Source organism: Acinetobacter sp. CAU_H_29a_1, from assembly GCF_058599505.1.
Genome location: NZ_CM178655.1, coordinates 1 through 15,458, shown reverse-complemented (window position 1 = coordinate 15,458; position 15,458 = coordinate 1). Strand labels below are relative to the sequence as shown.

Below are 15,458 nucleotides of genomic sequence, written 5' to 3'. Positions count from 1 at the left end.
CTTTTTTAATCAGATCAGGTTTAGATCGAGAAAGATGAACCACAACCACAGGTCGTGGTTGCATTTGGATTTTGCACGATGAAACGTGATCCTTCTAAACCTTCAATATAATCCACCACTGAACCGACCAAATATTGATAACTCAATGAATCAACCAACATTTTCACATCACCATTGATAAATTCTGCGTCGTCTTCATTTTGGTTTTCAGCAAAGTTAAAACCATAAGAAAAACCTGAACAACCACCGCCCGTGACATATACACGAAGCATTAAATCTTGATTACCTTCACTGTCACGTAATTGACGTACTTTATTTGCGGCATTGTCGCTTAGTTCAAGTGCTTGGGCATTCATCTTAGATTCCTCAGTTCGGTTCAGCTGTCTTTCAAATCAAAAAGACCATATTTCGAGTATAGCATACTCAATATATGGTCCCTATTTGAATATTTAAAGTCAAATCAGACTAATTTTCTCAAGATTGTTTGTAATTTTCATCCTGTAATCCACATTCAAAGTTTTTCGCCGCTTGCTTACAACGGAATTGCCATAACAGTTTCATCATTCGCTTATCGTAAATACCGCGGTTGGTGAGATCAATTCGTGCTTCCCGCATCATCTTTTGATAACCAGGTTGATCTGCAGCGGGCACCTGCATCCAATATTTTTGCGGAATTTCAGCTTTCATTTTACCCAAGATACCGAATGCACGCTGCAGCTGGCCTTTAACCCATTCCCGTGATTTTTGTCCATAACCTGCAGGGAATTTATCTGGACGAATAATGATATTACCTGTGACCTGTAAAATCGGATAATTCACAATCGCCCCTTTCGTTCCCAAGCCTTTATGTAACTCTAAGGGCTTAAAAACCGCAGCAGGCGCACCAATAATATCGACTTGACCGTTATTGAACTTTGCACCAAAGTTCGTGACATCGGCACTCACAGCTTGCGCACCAATTTGTTGAACCATGACTTTTTGCGCTTGGTCATAGTCCAAAACCGCAATTTTCTTGCCTGCAGCTTTCGCTACAGTATTGATGCTACGATCATTCACCATTAAAAAAGCATCCCCCACAGGAATAACACCTGCCACTTCGTACTTGCCATTGACCATATGTTTAGCAAAAGTTGGGCTGGCCAAACCTTGCATCACTTTAACCGCTAAATTGAGATCGGGAATCGCGCCAATCGCGTCAAGTGAACCCGTAAACGAATTAAATTGACGCCCGCGCATGCCTGTAACACTAATGGCATCACATTTTCCTGCTTTAAAATCCTCAGCAATCACGGCTTCATTTTGTCCGACCCGCAGTTCAATATCCGCGCCCCAGTTTTTAGCCGCCAACTGATAATCTTTCATCAGGCTATACACATCACCATTTTTACCGACTAAGTCGAATACACAAACCACTTGTTTGGCCTGTGTCATCGCTGTTGCAGAAATGACTAATGTCCCGACACTGAGGCTTTTCATCCACTGTTTCATGTATCTTCCTTTTGACTTATTGTTGTTTATTGTGATGAGCCATTCACTTGTGCTCTTTGTTATTTTTTAATGCCCCGAATGACACTTCATTCGGTTCAAAACCACTCATTTCCTACGCGCTATACAAATTGGCCGCTTCAAGAGCATTTAAATCGGTCGATTAAAAGCAAAAAAGAAAGCTCAATTAAACTGAGCTTTCTTTGATTACACTCGTCAAATTACTCACCGCCCAGTGAGCATTCAAAGTTGGCTTTATCCACCGAGCAACGGGCTTTTTTCAAGACTGACATCATCGCTGGGTCATAAATGCCTCGTTTGGTCATATCCATCCGGCCATCACGCAACATTTTTTGATATTTGGTTTTGTCTTCTGCGCTGAGATTCATTTTGTATTTTGCAGGAATGCCTGCTTCTAAACGGCCTATCATCGCGATGCTTTTCGGTAGGTTTTTCACAAACCAATCTCGCGATTTTTGTCCAAAGCCTGCGGGGAATTGATCTGGGCGAATCACAAAGTCAGCTGTCACTTGTAGTACAGGGAAGTTAAACATGGCGCCGTTCGTGCCTAAACCTTTATAAATTTCTAGGGGCTTATAGGCATAAGCCGGTGCGCCGACCATATCGACTTGACCATTATTAAACTTCGCCACAAAGTTAGACACATCGGAAATCACCGCTTGCGCACCGACGCGTTGTACCATGATTTTTTGGGCATCGTCATAGCCCAAGACTGCAAACTTTTTACCTGCCGCTTTTTCAATGGAATTAATACTTTTATCGCGTACAAAAATAAAAGCTGAACCTAAAGGTGCAATCCCTGCCACTTCATATTTTTTACCTCCAAGATTGGTCACCATTTTGGTCGCATTACGCTGATCCAATGCAAAAGGGCGAATTCAAACATGAGGTGCGACAGTTTGAAAAGTCTTATGATAATCAACAAGCTGAGCAAATTTCTCTAATGGTGTAAGCCAATCTAACGCTTTTCTAGGACGAGTATTCAGTGACATGGCAACTTGATTTAAATAATGCTGATCTGCCTGATTTAAATCAATCCCTTTAGGTAAATATTGCCTAATTAAACCATTCATATTTTCGCATGTGCCTTTTTGCCAGGGTGAATGTGGGTCACAGAAATATACATCTATGCCTAAATCTTCTTCAAGTATTTTATGTTCTGCCATCTCGCGTCCACGGTCATAGGTCAACGTTTTACGCAGTTCTGCAGGTAAATATTTCAGAGCTTCAGTTAAAGCCTTGCGCACTGATTCTGCCTTTGCATCAGGTAATGTTGCCAAGATACAGAGCCGTGTATTTCGTTCAATAAGTGTTGCTATCGAACTTTTATTGTCTTTACCTTTAATTAAATCAGCTTCCCAATGACCCGGTATTTTTCTTTCTTGAACTTCGGCTGGGCGCTCATGAATAGTTTTAATATCCTGTAATATAGAATCTTTTTTAGGTTCACCGTTAGCTTTTCGCTTTTTATTTTCATGACGCAGACAGGATAATAAGTCTTTTTTCAACTCACCCTTTGGTAATGCTCGTATCGTTGAATAAATCGTTGTATGGCTTACATTCATTGTTTGATCCAAATCAGGAAATGTCTTTAAACGCTTTGCTATTTGCTGAGGAGACCATAAACAACGGATCGCTTCAACAATAAATTTCCAGAGGATTGAATCGATTTTGAGTTTTCTGTGACCGCGTCTACGTCTAGCGAAGGTGTTATCAGAAGCATATTGAGCTTGATAAACGTCATTGATGCTATTTCTTTTAAGCTCACGATAGATCGTACTCGGATGTCTTTTAATGAGTTCAGCAAATTTTCTTGGTGAAAAGCCTTCTTTTCTTGACTCAAGCATTAATGCAGTACGATCTTCAAAGTTAAGATGATGGTATGACAATTTTATATACTCCATAAACCCTTTAAATTAATTAGGTGGTTTATGTCGCACTTCAAGTTTTACTCTGCCAAGCCAATGCCTGCCACTTCATAACTGTCCCCTTGCAGCGTGGTGGTCATGCGTTTGGTATTTCTTGGATCGAGTACATATTCCACCGCCTTTTGTGCAATTTTATTGCTCGGTACCCCGCCTAAGGCATTAATCGAACCTGCGAACTTGTTATAAGTGCGTGCACGCATTGAAGTCATGTACACCGCATCGCATTTATCATTTTGAAAGGCTTTATCGGCCAAGTCTTCGTCCTGAAACGAAATCAACTGTACCTGTGCGCCCCATTTTTTACTGACCAAAGCCCATTCTTCTAAGAATTTATAAGATTCACCAGCTTTACCCAGTAGATCAAACACACACACCTGCTGCTTCGCCTGCACCATACTGGAGAAAGCGCACAGTGCGAGCGTCGATAAAATAAAAATTCCTTTCCTTTTCATTATTATCCGTTATTTAAAACCTACTTAAACCTACTTAAACCTACTTACGTGGGTTTAATGTTTAATTCCTACTTCATCATCAAGAACCAATTGCTATTGCGCTTGGGATTACCTCAATTCCATAGGCTGTCACGGTGTAACTCACCGCCATTGGTGGCTTATGTAGCCACCAATTCTTTATCTGCATGTTTTAGAATATTGATGGCAGCATTAATATCCCTGTGATGCAGGGTGTTACATGAACATCGCCACTCACGCATTGCAAGTGTCAGGTTTTGGTTTAATTCACCACAATTCGAACACATCTTGCTGCTTGGAAAGAATCGTCCAACAGAAAGTATTGATTTGCCATGCTGTTTAGCCTTGTAAATCAACTGTCGCTTGAACTCATAAAAGCCCATATCCGATATGGCTCTTGAGAGCTTACGGTTTTGTACCATACCTTTCACATTTAAATCCTCAATCGCAATCAGATCGAATCGCTTAACTAAATCAGATGTGACTTGATGAAGATTGTTTTTTCTCAAGCATGATATTTTGTAGTGCAAACGAGAGAGCTTGGTTTTCGCTTTTTCTCTGTTTTGACTACCTTTCTTTTTACGGCTAAAAGACTTAGCAAGTCGTCTTAACTTGGCAAGCTGTTTCTTTAGTGGCGCACTTGATGGAACAACCTCGCCATTAGATAAAGTGGCAAGACTGGAAACACCTAAATCAATACCAACAGATAAACCTGTTTTGGGGTGAAGTTTCTCAGGCTGATTTAATTCAACAGCAATCGAAGCAAACCACTTACCACCCTGTTTAAATATTTTCGCTGATAATATTTTTCCTTGATAACGCAAATCCTCAGTCATTTTTACCCAACCCAAGTTTGGGATACTAATTTTTCTATCTTTAATGCTGAATTGGTCATTTGATAATGAGAAGCGATCATCTACGCCTTTTTTTCTAGGCTTTGGATATTTGGATTGACCATTAAAAAAACGATCAAATGAACTACCCAATTGCTTAATCGCAAGTTGTGGCGCACATTTGGTCACTTTAAGCATGAAAGGGTATTTCTCACGCTTGAACGAGTTTAAGTGCTTTCTTATTTTAGCTTCGGATGGTTTATTTAGAAGTTTTTTATCCACCTGAACGCCATAATAGTCACACTGATCTCTATATTCCTTATCTGCTTTATATTGACGTTGCCATTCTTTTAAAGCCCAATTATACGACAAACGAGCAACACCACTCGCTTGAGCGAAATGACTTGCTTGCTTATTATTTGGCAGTAATTGGATTACATGCCCTCGTATGAATCGGCTCATAGTGCGTCTTTGACTGCCTGTATTAACTTTTGGTTTTTCTTACTACGACTACCATATAATCTTGCCGAAAACACTGTAATGATTTCCAAAACATCTTGAGCAAGTTCTTCCTCAAAAGACAAATTTTCACCCTTATTAAGAATGACGATCTCCACGCTTTTAGCTTCACATAAGGCAAAAACCAACTCAGCACCAAACCGCAATAAGCGATCTTTATGCGTTAAAACCAAACGTCCGATTTCATCATTCATGATTGCTTCTAGCAGCTTATTTAAGCCTTTTTTTCTATAGTTCATACCCGAACCAAGATCGGAGATTAATTCAAACGTCCAACCTTGATTTGCACAGTACATTTCAAGAACTTGTTGCTGTCGAATTAAATCTTCTTTTTGGTCATGACTCGATACCCTTGCGTATGCAATGGTTTTCCTTTGAAGTTGACTATCGGGCTTGTGTATTTGCTCAGGCGTGATCTTACTCAGATCATATCGTCTATGATTTTTAGGGGTTCGATCTGCAACCAAAGTGCCTTCTTCATCCCAACGCCTTAATGTTTGAATGGAAACACCTAATGTTTTAGCTGCAACGCTAATGCTTACATATTTACTCATGTTGTATATAATAGTATAGAAATAAGTAGATTTCAATTAGCAGTTACAAACCCTTCATGTTTTTTGTTTTACTGGGGGAAATATATCTGTGTGCTATTCCTCAATATAGGTCAAAAAAGGTCAACTTTTAGCTTTCCGACCAAAGGTCAAATGGTTTCATCCTCCCCTTATAAAGAAACCCTTAGAGATTTCAGTTCAGATAAATTTTGAATGTTTAGTCTTTTGCTGACGCATCCATTAGAATAGGCGCACCTTTTTCTGATATTTGATAGTTCCATGATTCAGCTTGATCAAGTTTCATTGCGCCGTGGTGGACGAGTGTTATTTCAAAAAGCCTCCATGCAAATCCATCCGGGTTGGAAAGTTGGTCTCACCGGTGTCAACGGTGCTGGAAAATCAACCCTGTTTGCTGCTCTCTTAGGCTCGATAGGTCCTGATGATGGCACCCTGAGCCGCCCTGCCGTATGGACGGTGGCACACATGGCGCAGGAAGTAAAAGCCTTAGATATGGCTGCGATTGATTTCGTCCTGACCGGTGATGAAGAATATTGGAACATTCAACAACAGCTCAACCATCCTGAACAGTTAACTGACACTGAACTGGCTGATTTACATGGCCGATTCGACGAAATTAATGGTTATTCCGCACCCGCTAAAGCCGCTCAGCTTATGGCCGGTCTGGGTTTTATGGAACATCAAAACCAACTCTTGGTTTCGAGTTTCTCTGGTGGATGGCGGATGCGTTTAAACTTAGCGCGTACCCTGATGAGCCGTTCGGATCTATTATTACTGGATGAACCGACCAACCACTTAGATCTCGATGCTATTTTATGGTTAGAAGATTGGTTAAATGCCTATACGGGCACCCTAATTTTAATTTCGCATGACCGCGATTTCTTAGATGCGATTACCAACCGTATTTTACATATCGAAAATCAAGAACTCACCCTCTATAGCGGTAACTATTCCACCTTTGAAACCACTCGTGCAGAACGTTTAGCACAACAACAACAAGCCTATGAAAAACAGCTCGAAACACGGGCACATATTCAAAAATATATTGACCGTTTTAAAGCCCAAGCCACTAAAGCACGTCAGGCACAAAGCCGAATTAAACAATTGGAACGGATGCAGCTGCTTGCCCCTGCGCATGTCGATACCCCATTTACCTTTAGCTTCCGTGAACCCACTAAAATGAGTTCACCACTGCTCACTCTAGAACAGGCTGATATTGGTTATGGCGACAAACTGATTGCCACCAATATCAACATACAAATCACCCCGACGAGCCGAATTGGCTTATTGGGGATGAATGGTGCAGGTAAATCAACCCTAATCAAATCCTTAGTCGGCGATTTACCTTTATTGGCAGGACAACGCAAAGCCTCAGAGCTACTCAATATTGGCTATTTTGCACAGCATCAAATGGATTCACTGGATGAGTCGGCCAGCCCAATGCTGCAATTGGCACGGATTGCGGATAAAAAAATCAGTGAAGCGACCTTACGTGCCTTTTTAGGCAGTTTCGGCTTTAGTGGCGAGCGAATGGATACCCCTTGCGAGAGCTTCTCTGGTGGTGAACGTGCACGTTTAGCACTGGCTTTAATCGTATGGTTACGTCCCAATGTCTTAATTCTAGATGAACCGACCAACCATTTAGACTTAGATATGCGCCATGCGCTGACCATGGCTTTACAAGACTATGAAGGTGCTGTGGTCTTGGTTTCGCACGAACGCCAACTGATTGCCAGCGTATGTGATGACCTCATTTTAGTCCATGCTGGAAAATCGACCGAATTTGAAGGCGATCTACACGATTATGCCAACTGGTTACGCCAAGCGCGCCTAGAAATGATTAAACAAGGCGGAATCGTAGCGCCGATCGTGTCTAAAGTCAGCACTCAAAAAACCATCGTTTCAAAGGTTGATAAAGAAGCGCAGCGTAAATTAGCTGCACAGCGCCGTGAACAAACGCGCCCGATTCGTAAAAATATCGAAAAATGTGAAAGCCTACTGGCAAAACACCAACCACGTTTACTCGACATCGAAAGTTTACTCGGTGATGCTGGCCTATATGACGCTGCACGCAAAGATGAACTCATGAAACTGATGAATGAGCAAACCGAACTTAAAAACCAAGTCAGTGAAGCTGAAGAACAAATGCTAGAGCTGATGATGGAACTTGAAGAGCTCGAAAGCTCATTCGAAAACGAATAATCTTTCTTCATACACCCTGCCCGCTCTGTTTATGCATGGCGGGCATTTTTATGTCCTAACCATTTTGAACTATTTACTTTGCTGCAACACCAATCGATTTCCAAAAACGTGCCTTTTCGGTCTATACATGTAATTCAATAAGACACGCATAGTCTGAGCATTTTAAAAATATAAGTGATTGAAATTAAAATTATTGCTTAATAAATAAAGCGATAAATTGATGGATTTTTATTGTTTAGATATTCTTAAAAAGTGAAAAATAGGATTGTTTAATTTAGCTTAATTAATTGAATATTCAGCTATATACAGCCCTATTTACATGCATTTCACAACATAAAACCAAATACAACCTTCACAACAGACAGCGAATATCCATCATGTGCAGACATGCACCTTTCAGCACAATAAGTTTTGAATTTAAAAAGAGGAAATAAATTTAAAAGATCTGATTTAAATTTAAAAAATAAGGCAGGGTTTTAAATTTAAAGACCGCACTTAAAACATCTGTGGATAAAATTATACGTATTTTAGCAGCTGATATAAAGTGCTATTTTTATTTATCCACAGGCCAGCGCTGTTTATTTATTCAGTTGTTTTAGGCAAATCCATCCTCTTTTTTGCGCTCTTTTTCCTTAATTTAATACGGCTCTTTGCGCCTTTAAAAAACGTAATTCTTGTATTTTCCACCCCTGATCAAAGACCCATGTTTCTTGGATTTGTTGGCGATTTTCAACCAAACCAATCAAGACCTGACAGCGTGTTTGGTCACGGTTAAACTCAAATTCTTCAAATTCGACATCGGGTTTTTGAGGTTTCCAAACCCCATTTTTCACAGCATGTGCGATCTTTTCATAGCGGGTATAGTTACTCTCCACACGATCAGCTTGCTCATAGACCACCTTAAAATGCTCATCTTCATATTGAGCTAAAACTTCATAATTGCCCGTAAAAAATGCATTCACCCAAATGTCGCGTACTTGTTCTAGTTGGTTATCCATCATAATGACCTCACATTTTGCACTGTGCAAAAGACTTGATACTCACATCATGACATCGCTATAAGTCAGTTTAATAACAGTGTACATTGCTTATATTTTATTCAAAAGCATAAAAAATGCTGTAAAAAAAAGCACCCCGTAGGGTGCTTTTATGGCTTATTTTGTAAAGCGCTTAGGCATCAATATCCGCATTCAATGCATTTTCTTCAATGAATGCACGACGTGGTTCCACGTCGTCACCCATCAAACAAGAGAACATACGATCGGCTTCAATCGCATCCTGAATGGTAACTTGCAACATGTTGCGGTTTTCAGGATCCATAGTGGTTTCCCAAAGCTGGTCCGCATTCATCTCACCCAAGCCTTTATAGCGTTGAATCATCATGCCACGACGCGAATCAGACAAAATATGCTGCCATACCTGATGGAAGTTAGTGACTGCAATCTTGCGATCACCTTTTTGTAGGTATGCGCCATCTTCCAACAACGTGAACCAACTCTTGGAGTTTTTCAACAAACGTGCATATTCACCAGAACCCAATAAGCCTGCATCTAATAAGTAGCTGTGCGGCAGATTGTGTACATAGATGGTGATACGGGGTAAGTAAGTCTCGATCTTTTGACCATCTGCCAGTTCTTTCTCAAACGTTTCTAAGCTTAACTCAGGACGCAAGCTCGGTTGAATCTCTGCCACAGCACTGCGCACTTGTTCAGCCCACTGCTCAACATAAGCTCGGTCATGGTTTTGATCAAGCTTAAAGCCTTCAACCGAAATCAACGCATCTAAGACACTGGCAGGATAACGTACAGTTAAACGCTGTAAGCTCTTCTGAGACGTTTGATAGTCCGCAATCACATTCGCCAAAGCTTCACCACGGATCGCAGGTGCAGCATCGCTGATGTGCAATTCAAGCTCATCAATCGCGTTTGAAATTAAATAGGTTTCAAGCGCATCATTATCTTTCAGATATTGCTCTTGCTTGCCTTTTTTCAGCTTATACAGCGGTGGCTGAGCAATATAGATATAACCACGCTCCACCAGCTCAGGCATTTGACGGAAGAAGAAGGTCAACAACAGCGTACGAATGTGCGAACCATCCACGTCAGCATCGGTCATGATGATGATTTTGTGATAACGCAACTTGTCCGGATTGTACTCTTCACGACCAATACCACAACCCAATGCCGTGATCAGCGTACCGACTTCTTGAGATGAAATCATCTTGTCAAAACGCGCACGTTCCACGTTTAGGATTTTACCTTTCAACGGTAAAATCGCTTGCATCTTACGGTTACGGCCTTGTTTAGCTGAACCGCCCGCAGAGTCACCCTCGACCAGATACAATTCAGATAATGCTGGGTCTTTTTCTTGGCAATCCGCAAGTTTGCCTGGTAAGCCTGCAATGTCTAACGCACTTTTACGACGCGTCATTTCACGCGCTTTACGTGCTGCATCACGAGCACGTGCCGCATCAATGATTTTGCCTGCAATTGATTTTGCAGCTTGCGGGTTTTCAAGCAAATATTCAGAGAATGATTTATTCATTGCCTGCTCAACCGCAGGTTTCACTTCACTTGAAACCAACTTTTCTTTGGTCTGAGAAGAGAACTTCGGATCAGGCACTTTCACTGAAACAATCGCAGTTAAACCTTCACGGGCATCATCACCAGAAACCGCTACTTTCTCTTTTTTGAGTAAGTTTTCGTTTTCCATGTAGCTGTTTAGACCACGCGTTAATGCCGCACGGAAACCCGCTAAATGCGTTCCACCATCTTTTTGTGGAATGTTGTTGGTAAAGCAACGTACATTTTCTTGATAGGTATCATTCCACTGCAACGCCACTTCAACACCAATGCCATTTTCAGCCTGTACGGTGAAATGGAAAATGTCGTTCAGATGGGTTTTGCCTTGGTTAATATATTTCACAAACTCAGACAGACCACCTTCGTAGTCAAACACATGTTCTGCATGAATACGCTCGTCACGCAAAACAATGCGCACGCCCGCGTTTAAGAAAGACAATTCACGTAAACGACGCGCTAGAATATCGACATTGAAAATGGTTTGGCTAAAAGTTTCAGCACTTGGCCAAAAACGGACAGTTGTTCCTGTCGTATCCGTATTCCCCACAACAGTCAGTGGGTAAACCGGATCACCGTGTTTATATTCTTGTTGATGAATATGACCTGCACGATGAATCGTCAGTTCCAACTTACGCGACAAGGCATTTACAACCGATACACCTACACCATGTAGACCACCTGAAACCTTGTAGCTATTGTCATCAAACTTACCACCTGCGTGCAGAATGGTTAAAATCACTTCTGCGGCAGAAACCCCTTCTTCAGGGTGAATATCGGTCGGAATACCGCGCCCATTGTCCGATACACTTACAGATTCATCTTCGTGAATCGTCACCAAAATTTCATCACAGTGACCTGCAAGCGCCTCATCGATCGCATTATCCACCACCTCAAACACCATATGGTGTAAGCCTGAACCATCATCCGTATCACCAATATACATACCCGGACGTTTACGTACTGCGTCCAATCCACGTAATACTTTGATACTAGAGGAATCATAAGCTTTTTCTGTGGTTTGTTCCGTTTGAGAAGCAGCTTGTTGATCTTCTGAACTCATGGTTTCTCCCTAGCGAAAAATAGGTCTATCCCGTGATGGGTAAAATCTAAAATCATTGTGCGACAACTTGAACTTGACCGTTTTCAACACAGAATAATTGATAAGAAATAGATAAATCATGTAAGTGATTTTTGACTGATTCATACTCTAAAGTGGTAATAAAAACTTGACTACCCAGTTGGCTCAATCGCTCAATTAAACGTTGTTGTGCTGTTAAATCTAATTCTGCTGTCAGATCATCTAATAATACCACAGTTTCCTTATTACAAGCATGCAGCATTGCAATCTGTGACAGTTTTAAGGCTATGATTAACAGCTTTTTTTGTCCACGTGACAGTACGACATCGGCATCGCCAAGGCTTGTTTTTAAACGCAAATCTGCCTTGTGTGGACCATACTCGGTATAGCGCCGTTCAAGGTCTTTTTGATGATGACTTTGCAGGTCATGCAGCAACCCTACCTCGGTATGAAAGCCAGGGCTATATTCTAACTGAACCTCGATATCTGGCAGCAGGTGTTTTAAATCTTGCTCAAAAAAGCCCTTCCACTGCTCCACAATGCTGACGCGCTGCGAATGCAGCATTTCCCCATAATCACCAAGCATTTTGTTCCACGGCTCCAAATCTGCCAGACTTAGATTCCGTCGTGTTTTCAGTAAACTATTACGCTGTTTTAATGCCCGTGAATAATATTGCCATGCATGATAAAACTCAGGTTCCACGTGGAACATCAGCCAATCTAATAGTTGCCGTCTAGGCTTGGCACCATGATCAATAATATCGGTACTTTGCGGATCAATCAGTTGCAAAGGAAGAATCTTAGCCAACTGGCCTTGAGTGGCAATGTTGTCGCCATTGACCTTGATGAGCTGTTCACCAGACAACAGCTTTTGCATCCCTATTTTTTCAGAACTGGATTGGGCAAAGACAATCGCGTCTTGGGTGTCGGTTTGAATATAGTGTTTCGGAATATGGGTCCGAAAGGAACGCCCAGTCGCCAACAGATGAATGGCTTCTAAAATTGAGGTTTTACCTGAACCATTTTGTCCATAAAAAACATTAAACGGTTGCAATCCATGGAGAGCAACCGTTCTGAGATTTCGAACACGTTCGATGTTTAAACGCGTGATTTGCATGCCTGAACCTAGGGCTTAAACACGCATTGGCATGACCACATAGGTCTGATCTTGATGGGCTGGATCTTGCACTAGAACCGATTGATTTGCTTCGGTCATCGTCATTGATACATCATCACCATCCAATGCACCTAAAACTTCCAAGATGTATTGGGCATTAAAAGACATTTCCATTGGCGCATTATTATATTGAATCGCCAAATCTTCTACGGCTTCGTCTTGCTCTGGGTTATTGGCACGTAGCTGCAAAGTATCTGCGGCAAAGTTTAAGAACACACCACGTAGTTTTTCATTACTTAAAATCGAAACACGTTGTAAAGATTGCTTAAAGACATCATGTGCAATTAACACATTTTTATCCCCACCACGTGGAATCACACGACGATAATCAGGGAATTTACCGTCAATCAGTTTAGTGGTGAAACGAACCGTTGTATCCCCTTGTTCTTTGTCACGGCTGGCAATAGAAATGGTCACATTCAATAGTTCACGACCAATCAACAACGCCAATTGTTCATCTTCAATGCTCAATAAACGCTGTAGTTCACCCACCGCTTTACGTGGAACAATCGCTTGAATCAATTGAGTGGCATTTGAGCTAGCAACAGTTTCACACAGAGCTAAACGGTGGCCATCTGTGGTCACTGCACGCAGTTGATTATTATCAATTTCGAGCAAGGTTCCTGTGAGATAAAAACGTACATCCTGCACCGCCATAGCAAATGCAGTTTTTTCAAATAGACGCTTTAATTCACGCTGTGTCACCGCAACTTGCGTGCCTTGCGTGTTCTCTGTGGTCAATAACGGGTAATCTTCAGCGGGTAAAGTCCCCAACACAAAACGGCTATTACCGGACTTTAAGATACAACGTTGATCTTCAGTAATTTGTAGGTCTATCAGTGCTGCAGTCGGTAAAGATTTGCAAATATCCATCAGCTTACGTGCAGGAACTGTGGTTTCACCCGCTTGCAAACACGCCCCTTCCGCAAGCGTGGTACTTGCAACCAATTCGACCTCTAAGTCCGAACCTGTAATCGTCAACGACGCTTGGCTCACTTGCACTTTAACATTTGAAAGAATGTTTAAAGTATGGCGACGTTCAACCGCTCCTACGACATGTGATAGAACATTAAGTAAGCTTTCTTTCGCGATTTTTAAACGCACGATACATTCCTCGAAAAACTGAAGATAAAATAATAAATAAATGTGTTTTTAGCAGTGTACTATGCGGCAGAACATGCCGCATTGCAAGAATAGAATTTGAGCAATTTTGCTTAACTTTGCAGCAAGCGTTGCAAGTTTTTATAGTCCTCATTGAAGATCGGATCTTCATCGCGCAGACTTAAAACTTTTTCACAAGCATGCATGACGGTACTGTGATCTCGACCGCCAAAGGCCATACCAATTTCAGGGAAACTGTCTCCGGTTAGCTCCCGTGCCAAGCCCATTGCCAATTGGCGTGGACGAGCATAAATACGGGTCCGTTTAGGCCCAACCAACTCTTTGAGTGGGATTCTAAAGTACTCACTCACCACACGTTGAATATTTTCAGTACTGATGGTTCGTGCACGAATGGCCAAGACGTCTTTTAATGACTCACGCACAACATCCAAATCAATAGCTGTACCCTTAAAGCGTGAAATGGCCACCACTTTATTCAGCGCACCTTCCAATTCACGTACGTTTGCAACCACTTGTTGCGCAATAAATAACGCACAGTTTCGTGGTAATTCCACATCATTGCTTTCTGCTTTTTTCAGCAAAATTTCAATACGGGTTTCAATATCTGGTGGCTCAACCCCAACCGACAAGCCCCAAGAAAAGCGTGAAACCAAACGTGGATCTAATTCCGTTAATTCTTTTGGATAACGATCAGAAGTCAGAATAATTTGTTTTGATTCATCCAAAAGTGCGTTAAAAGTATAGAAAAACTCAACTAAACTCGCCTCTTTACCCGCCAGCAAATGAATATCATCGACCAACAATAGATCTAAAGATCGGCAATTTTTCTTAAATTCTTCTACTTTGCCTTGTTGTAAAGAACTAACAAAATCTTGAACAAAGCTTTCTGCCGTCATATACATGACACGTGCATTCGGTTTGGCTTGCAACAAGGCATTGCCCACTGCTTGCATTAAGTGTGTTTTACCCAATCCAGTCGGGCCATATAAAAATAAGGGATTGTGCTGAGAAGCACCTAACTGGGTTAAAACCTTACGACACGTTTCAGCAGCCATTTGGTTTGAACGACCTTCCACAAAAAGTGAGAAGGAAAATAAAGGATTTAACTGGCGTTTACGGCTGTTTTTAGAATTCCCCTCTTCTTTTTCTTTTTTCGGACGTACAACAGGTGCTGGAGCAGACTCTAAAGCCGCAGTCGTCGTTGCAGGTTGCTCACTCGCAGATAAAATTGCACCTGGGCGTGAGTCGACTAAAATTTCAACTTTACGTACACGCCCTTCAGAGAGCTGCTCCACTAAAATTGTAATCAGCTCTAGGTGATGTTCTTGAATGTAACGTGTCCAATAGGGATTCGGAGCATAAAGACGTAGTGTGTCATTTAACTCTTCTGCAACTAAAGGGCGTATCCACATTGTAAAGACATTCCCAGAGAGCTCTTGTCGCAAGCGAGTTAAGCAGTCCGTCCAAAGCAT

Annotated in this window: 11 protein-coding genes and 2 pseudogenes; 1 reads left to right on the top strand and 12 read right to left on the bottom strand. The window is 41.6% G+C overall.

Features of this window, described 5'->3' with window-relative positions; translation table 11 throughout:
• Positions 1-20 precede the first annotated feature (20 nt).
• From erpA to AC4MDD_RS00035, 7 genes and pseudogenes are all read right to left on the bottom strand, one after another.
• A complete protein-coding gene (erpA, locus tag AC4MDD_RS00065) occupies positions 21-356 on the bottom strand; it encodes an iron-sulfur cluster insertion protein ErpA (RefSeq protein ID WP_004697409.1) in 336 nt (111 codons plus the stop codon).
• 118 nt (positions 357-474) lie between these two features.
• Positions 475-1,476, bottom strand: coding sequence for a putative solute-binding protein (locus AC4MDD_RS00060; RefSeq protein ID WP_005401766.1), 1,002 nt, complete (start codon positions 1,474-1,476; stop codon positions 475-477).
• Positions 1,477-1,706: 230 nt separating this feature from the next.
• A pseudogene (locus tag AC4MDD_RS00055) lies at positions 1,707-2,375 on the bottom strand (putative solute-binding protein); the annotation flags it as partial.
• A gap of 9 nt (positions 2,376-2,384) precedes the next feature.
• Complete coding sequence (locus tag AC4MDD_RS00050; protein ID WP_171479084.1) at positions 2,385-3,410, bottom strand: IS30-like element ISAba125 family transposase; 1,026 nt, start codon at positions 3,408-3,410, stop codon at positions 2,385-2,387.
• A gap of 59 nt (positions 3,411-3,469) precedes the next feature.
• Positions 3,470-3,886 (bottom strand): annotated as a pseudogene (locus AC4MDD_RS00045) (putative solute-binding protein); the annotation flags it as partial.
• Between the two features lie 158 nt (positions 3,887-4,044).
• A complete protein-coding gene (locus tag AC4MDD_RS00040) occupies positions 4,045-5,199 on the bottom strand; it encodes an RNA-guided endonuclease InsQ/TnpB family protein (RefSeq protein ID WP_005402020.1) in 1,155 nt (384 codons plus the stop codon).
• Entirely contained in the window at positions 5,196-5,810 is a 615-nt protein-coding gene (locus AC4MDD_RS00035; RefSeq protein WP_005402019.1) for an IS607 family transposase, read from the bottom strand. Before AC4MDD_RS00035 ends, AC4MDD_RS00040 begins: the two co-directional genes overlap by 4 nt.
• A gap of 276 nt (positions 5,811-6,086) precedes the next feature.
• Between AC4MDD_RS00035 and AC4MDD_RS00030 the strand changes: the two genes are divergently transcribed.
• Positions 6,087-8,027: an ATP-binding cassette domain-containing protein gene (locus AC4MDD_RS00030; protein ID WP_005401769.1), complete on the top strand. Its 1,941-nt coding sequence runs from the start codon at positions 6,087-6,089 to the stop codon at positions 8,025-8,027.
• A gap of 632 nt (positions 8,028-8,659) precedes the next feature.
• On the opposite strand, the gene AC4MDD_RS00025 is transcribed toward AC4MDD_RS00030, so the two are convergent.
• The 5 genes from AC4MDD_RS00025 to dnaA form a co-directional block, all read right to left on the bottom strand.
• Positions 8,660-9,028, bottom strand: a complete 369-nt coding sequence (locus AC4MDD_RS00025) for a hypothetical protein (RefSeq protein WP_005401770.1) — start codon at positions 9,026-9,028, stop codon at positions 8,660-8,662.
• 169 nt (positions 9,029-9,197) lie between these two features.
• Positions 9,198-11,669, bottom strand: a complete 2,472-nt coding sequence (gene gyrB, locus AC4MDD_RS00020; protein WP_005401771.1) for a DNA topoisomerase (ATP-hydrolyzing) subunit B — start codon at positions 11,667-11,669, stop codon at positions 9,198-9,200.
• Between the two features lie 52 nt (positions 11,670-11,721).
• The gene (recF, locus tag AC4MDD_RS00015; protein ID WP_005401772.1) at positions 11,722-12,804 is read right to left on the bottom strand and encodes a DNA replication/repair protein RecF; all 1,083 of its coding nucleotides are present in this window, start codon (positions 12,802-12,804) and stop codon (positions 11,722-11,724) included.
• A gap of 15 nt (positions 12,805-12,819) precedes the next feature.
• Positions 12,820-13,968 (bottom strand): DNA polymerase III subunit beta, encoded by a 1,149-nt coding sequence (dnaN, locus tag AC4MDD_RS00010; protein WP_004977721.1) that lies wholly within the window; start codon positions 13,966-13,968, stop codon positions 12,820-12,822.
• A 110-nt stretch (positions 13,969-14,078) separates the two neighbouring features.
• Positions 14,079-15,458: a chromosomal replication initiator protein DnaA gene (gene dnaA / locus AC4MDD_RS00005; protein ID WP_004697428.1), complete on the bottom strand. Its 1,380-nt coding sequence runs from the start codon at positions 15,456-15,458 to the stop codon at positions 14,079-14,081.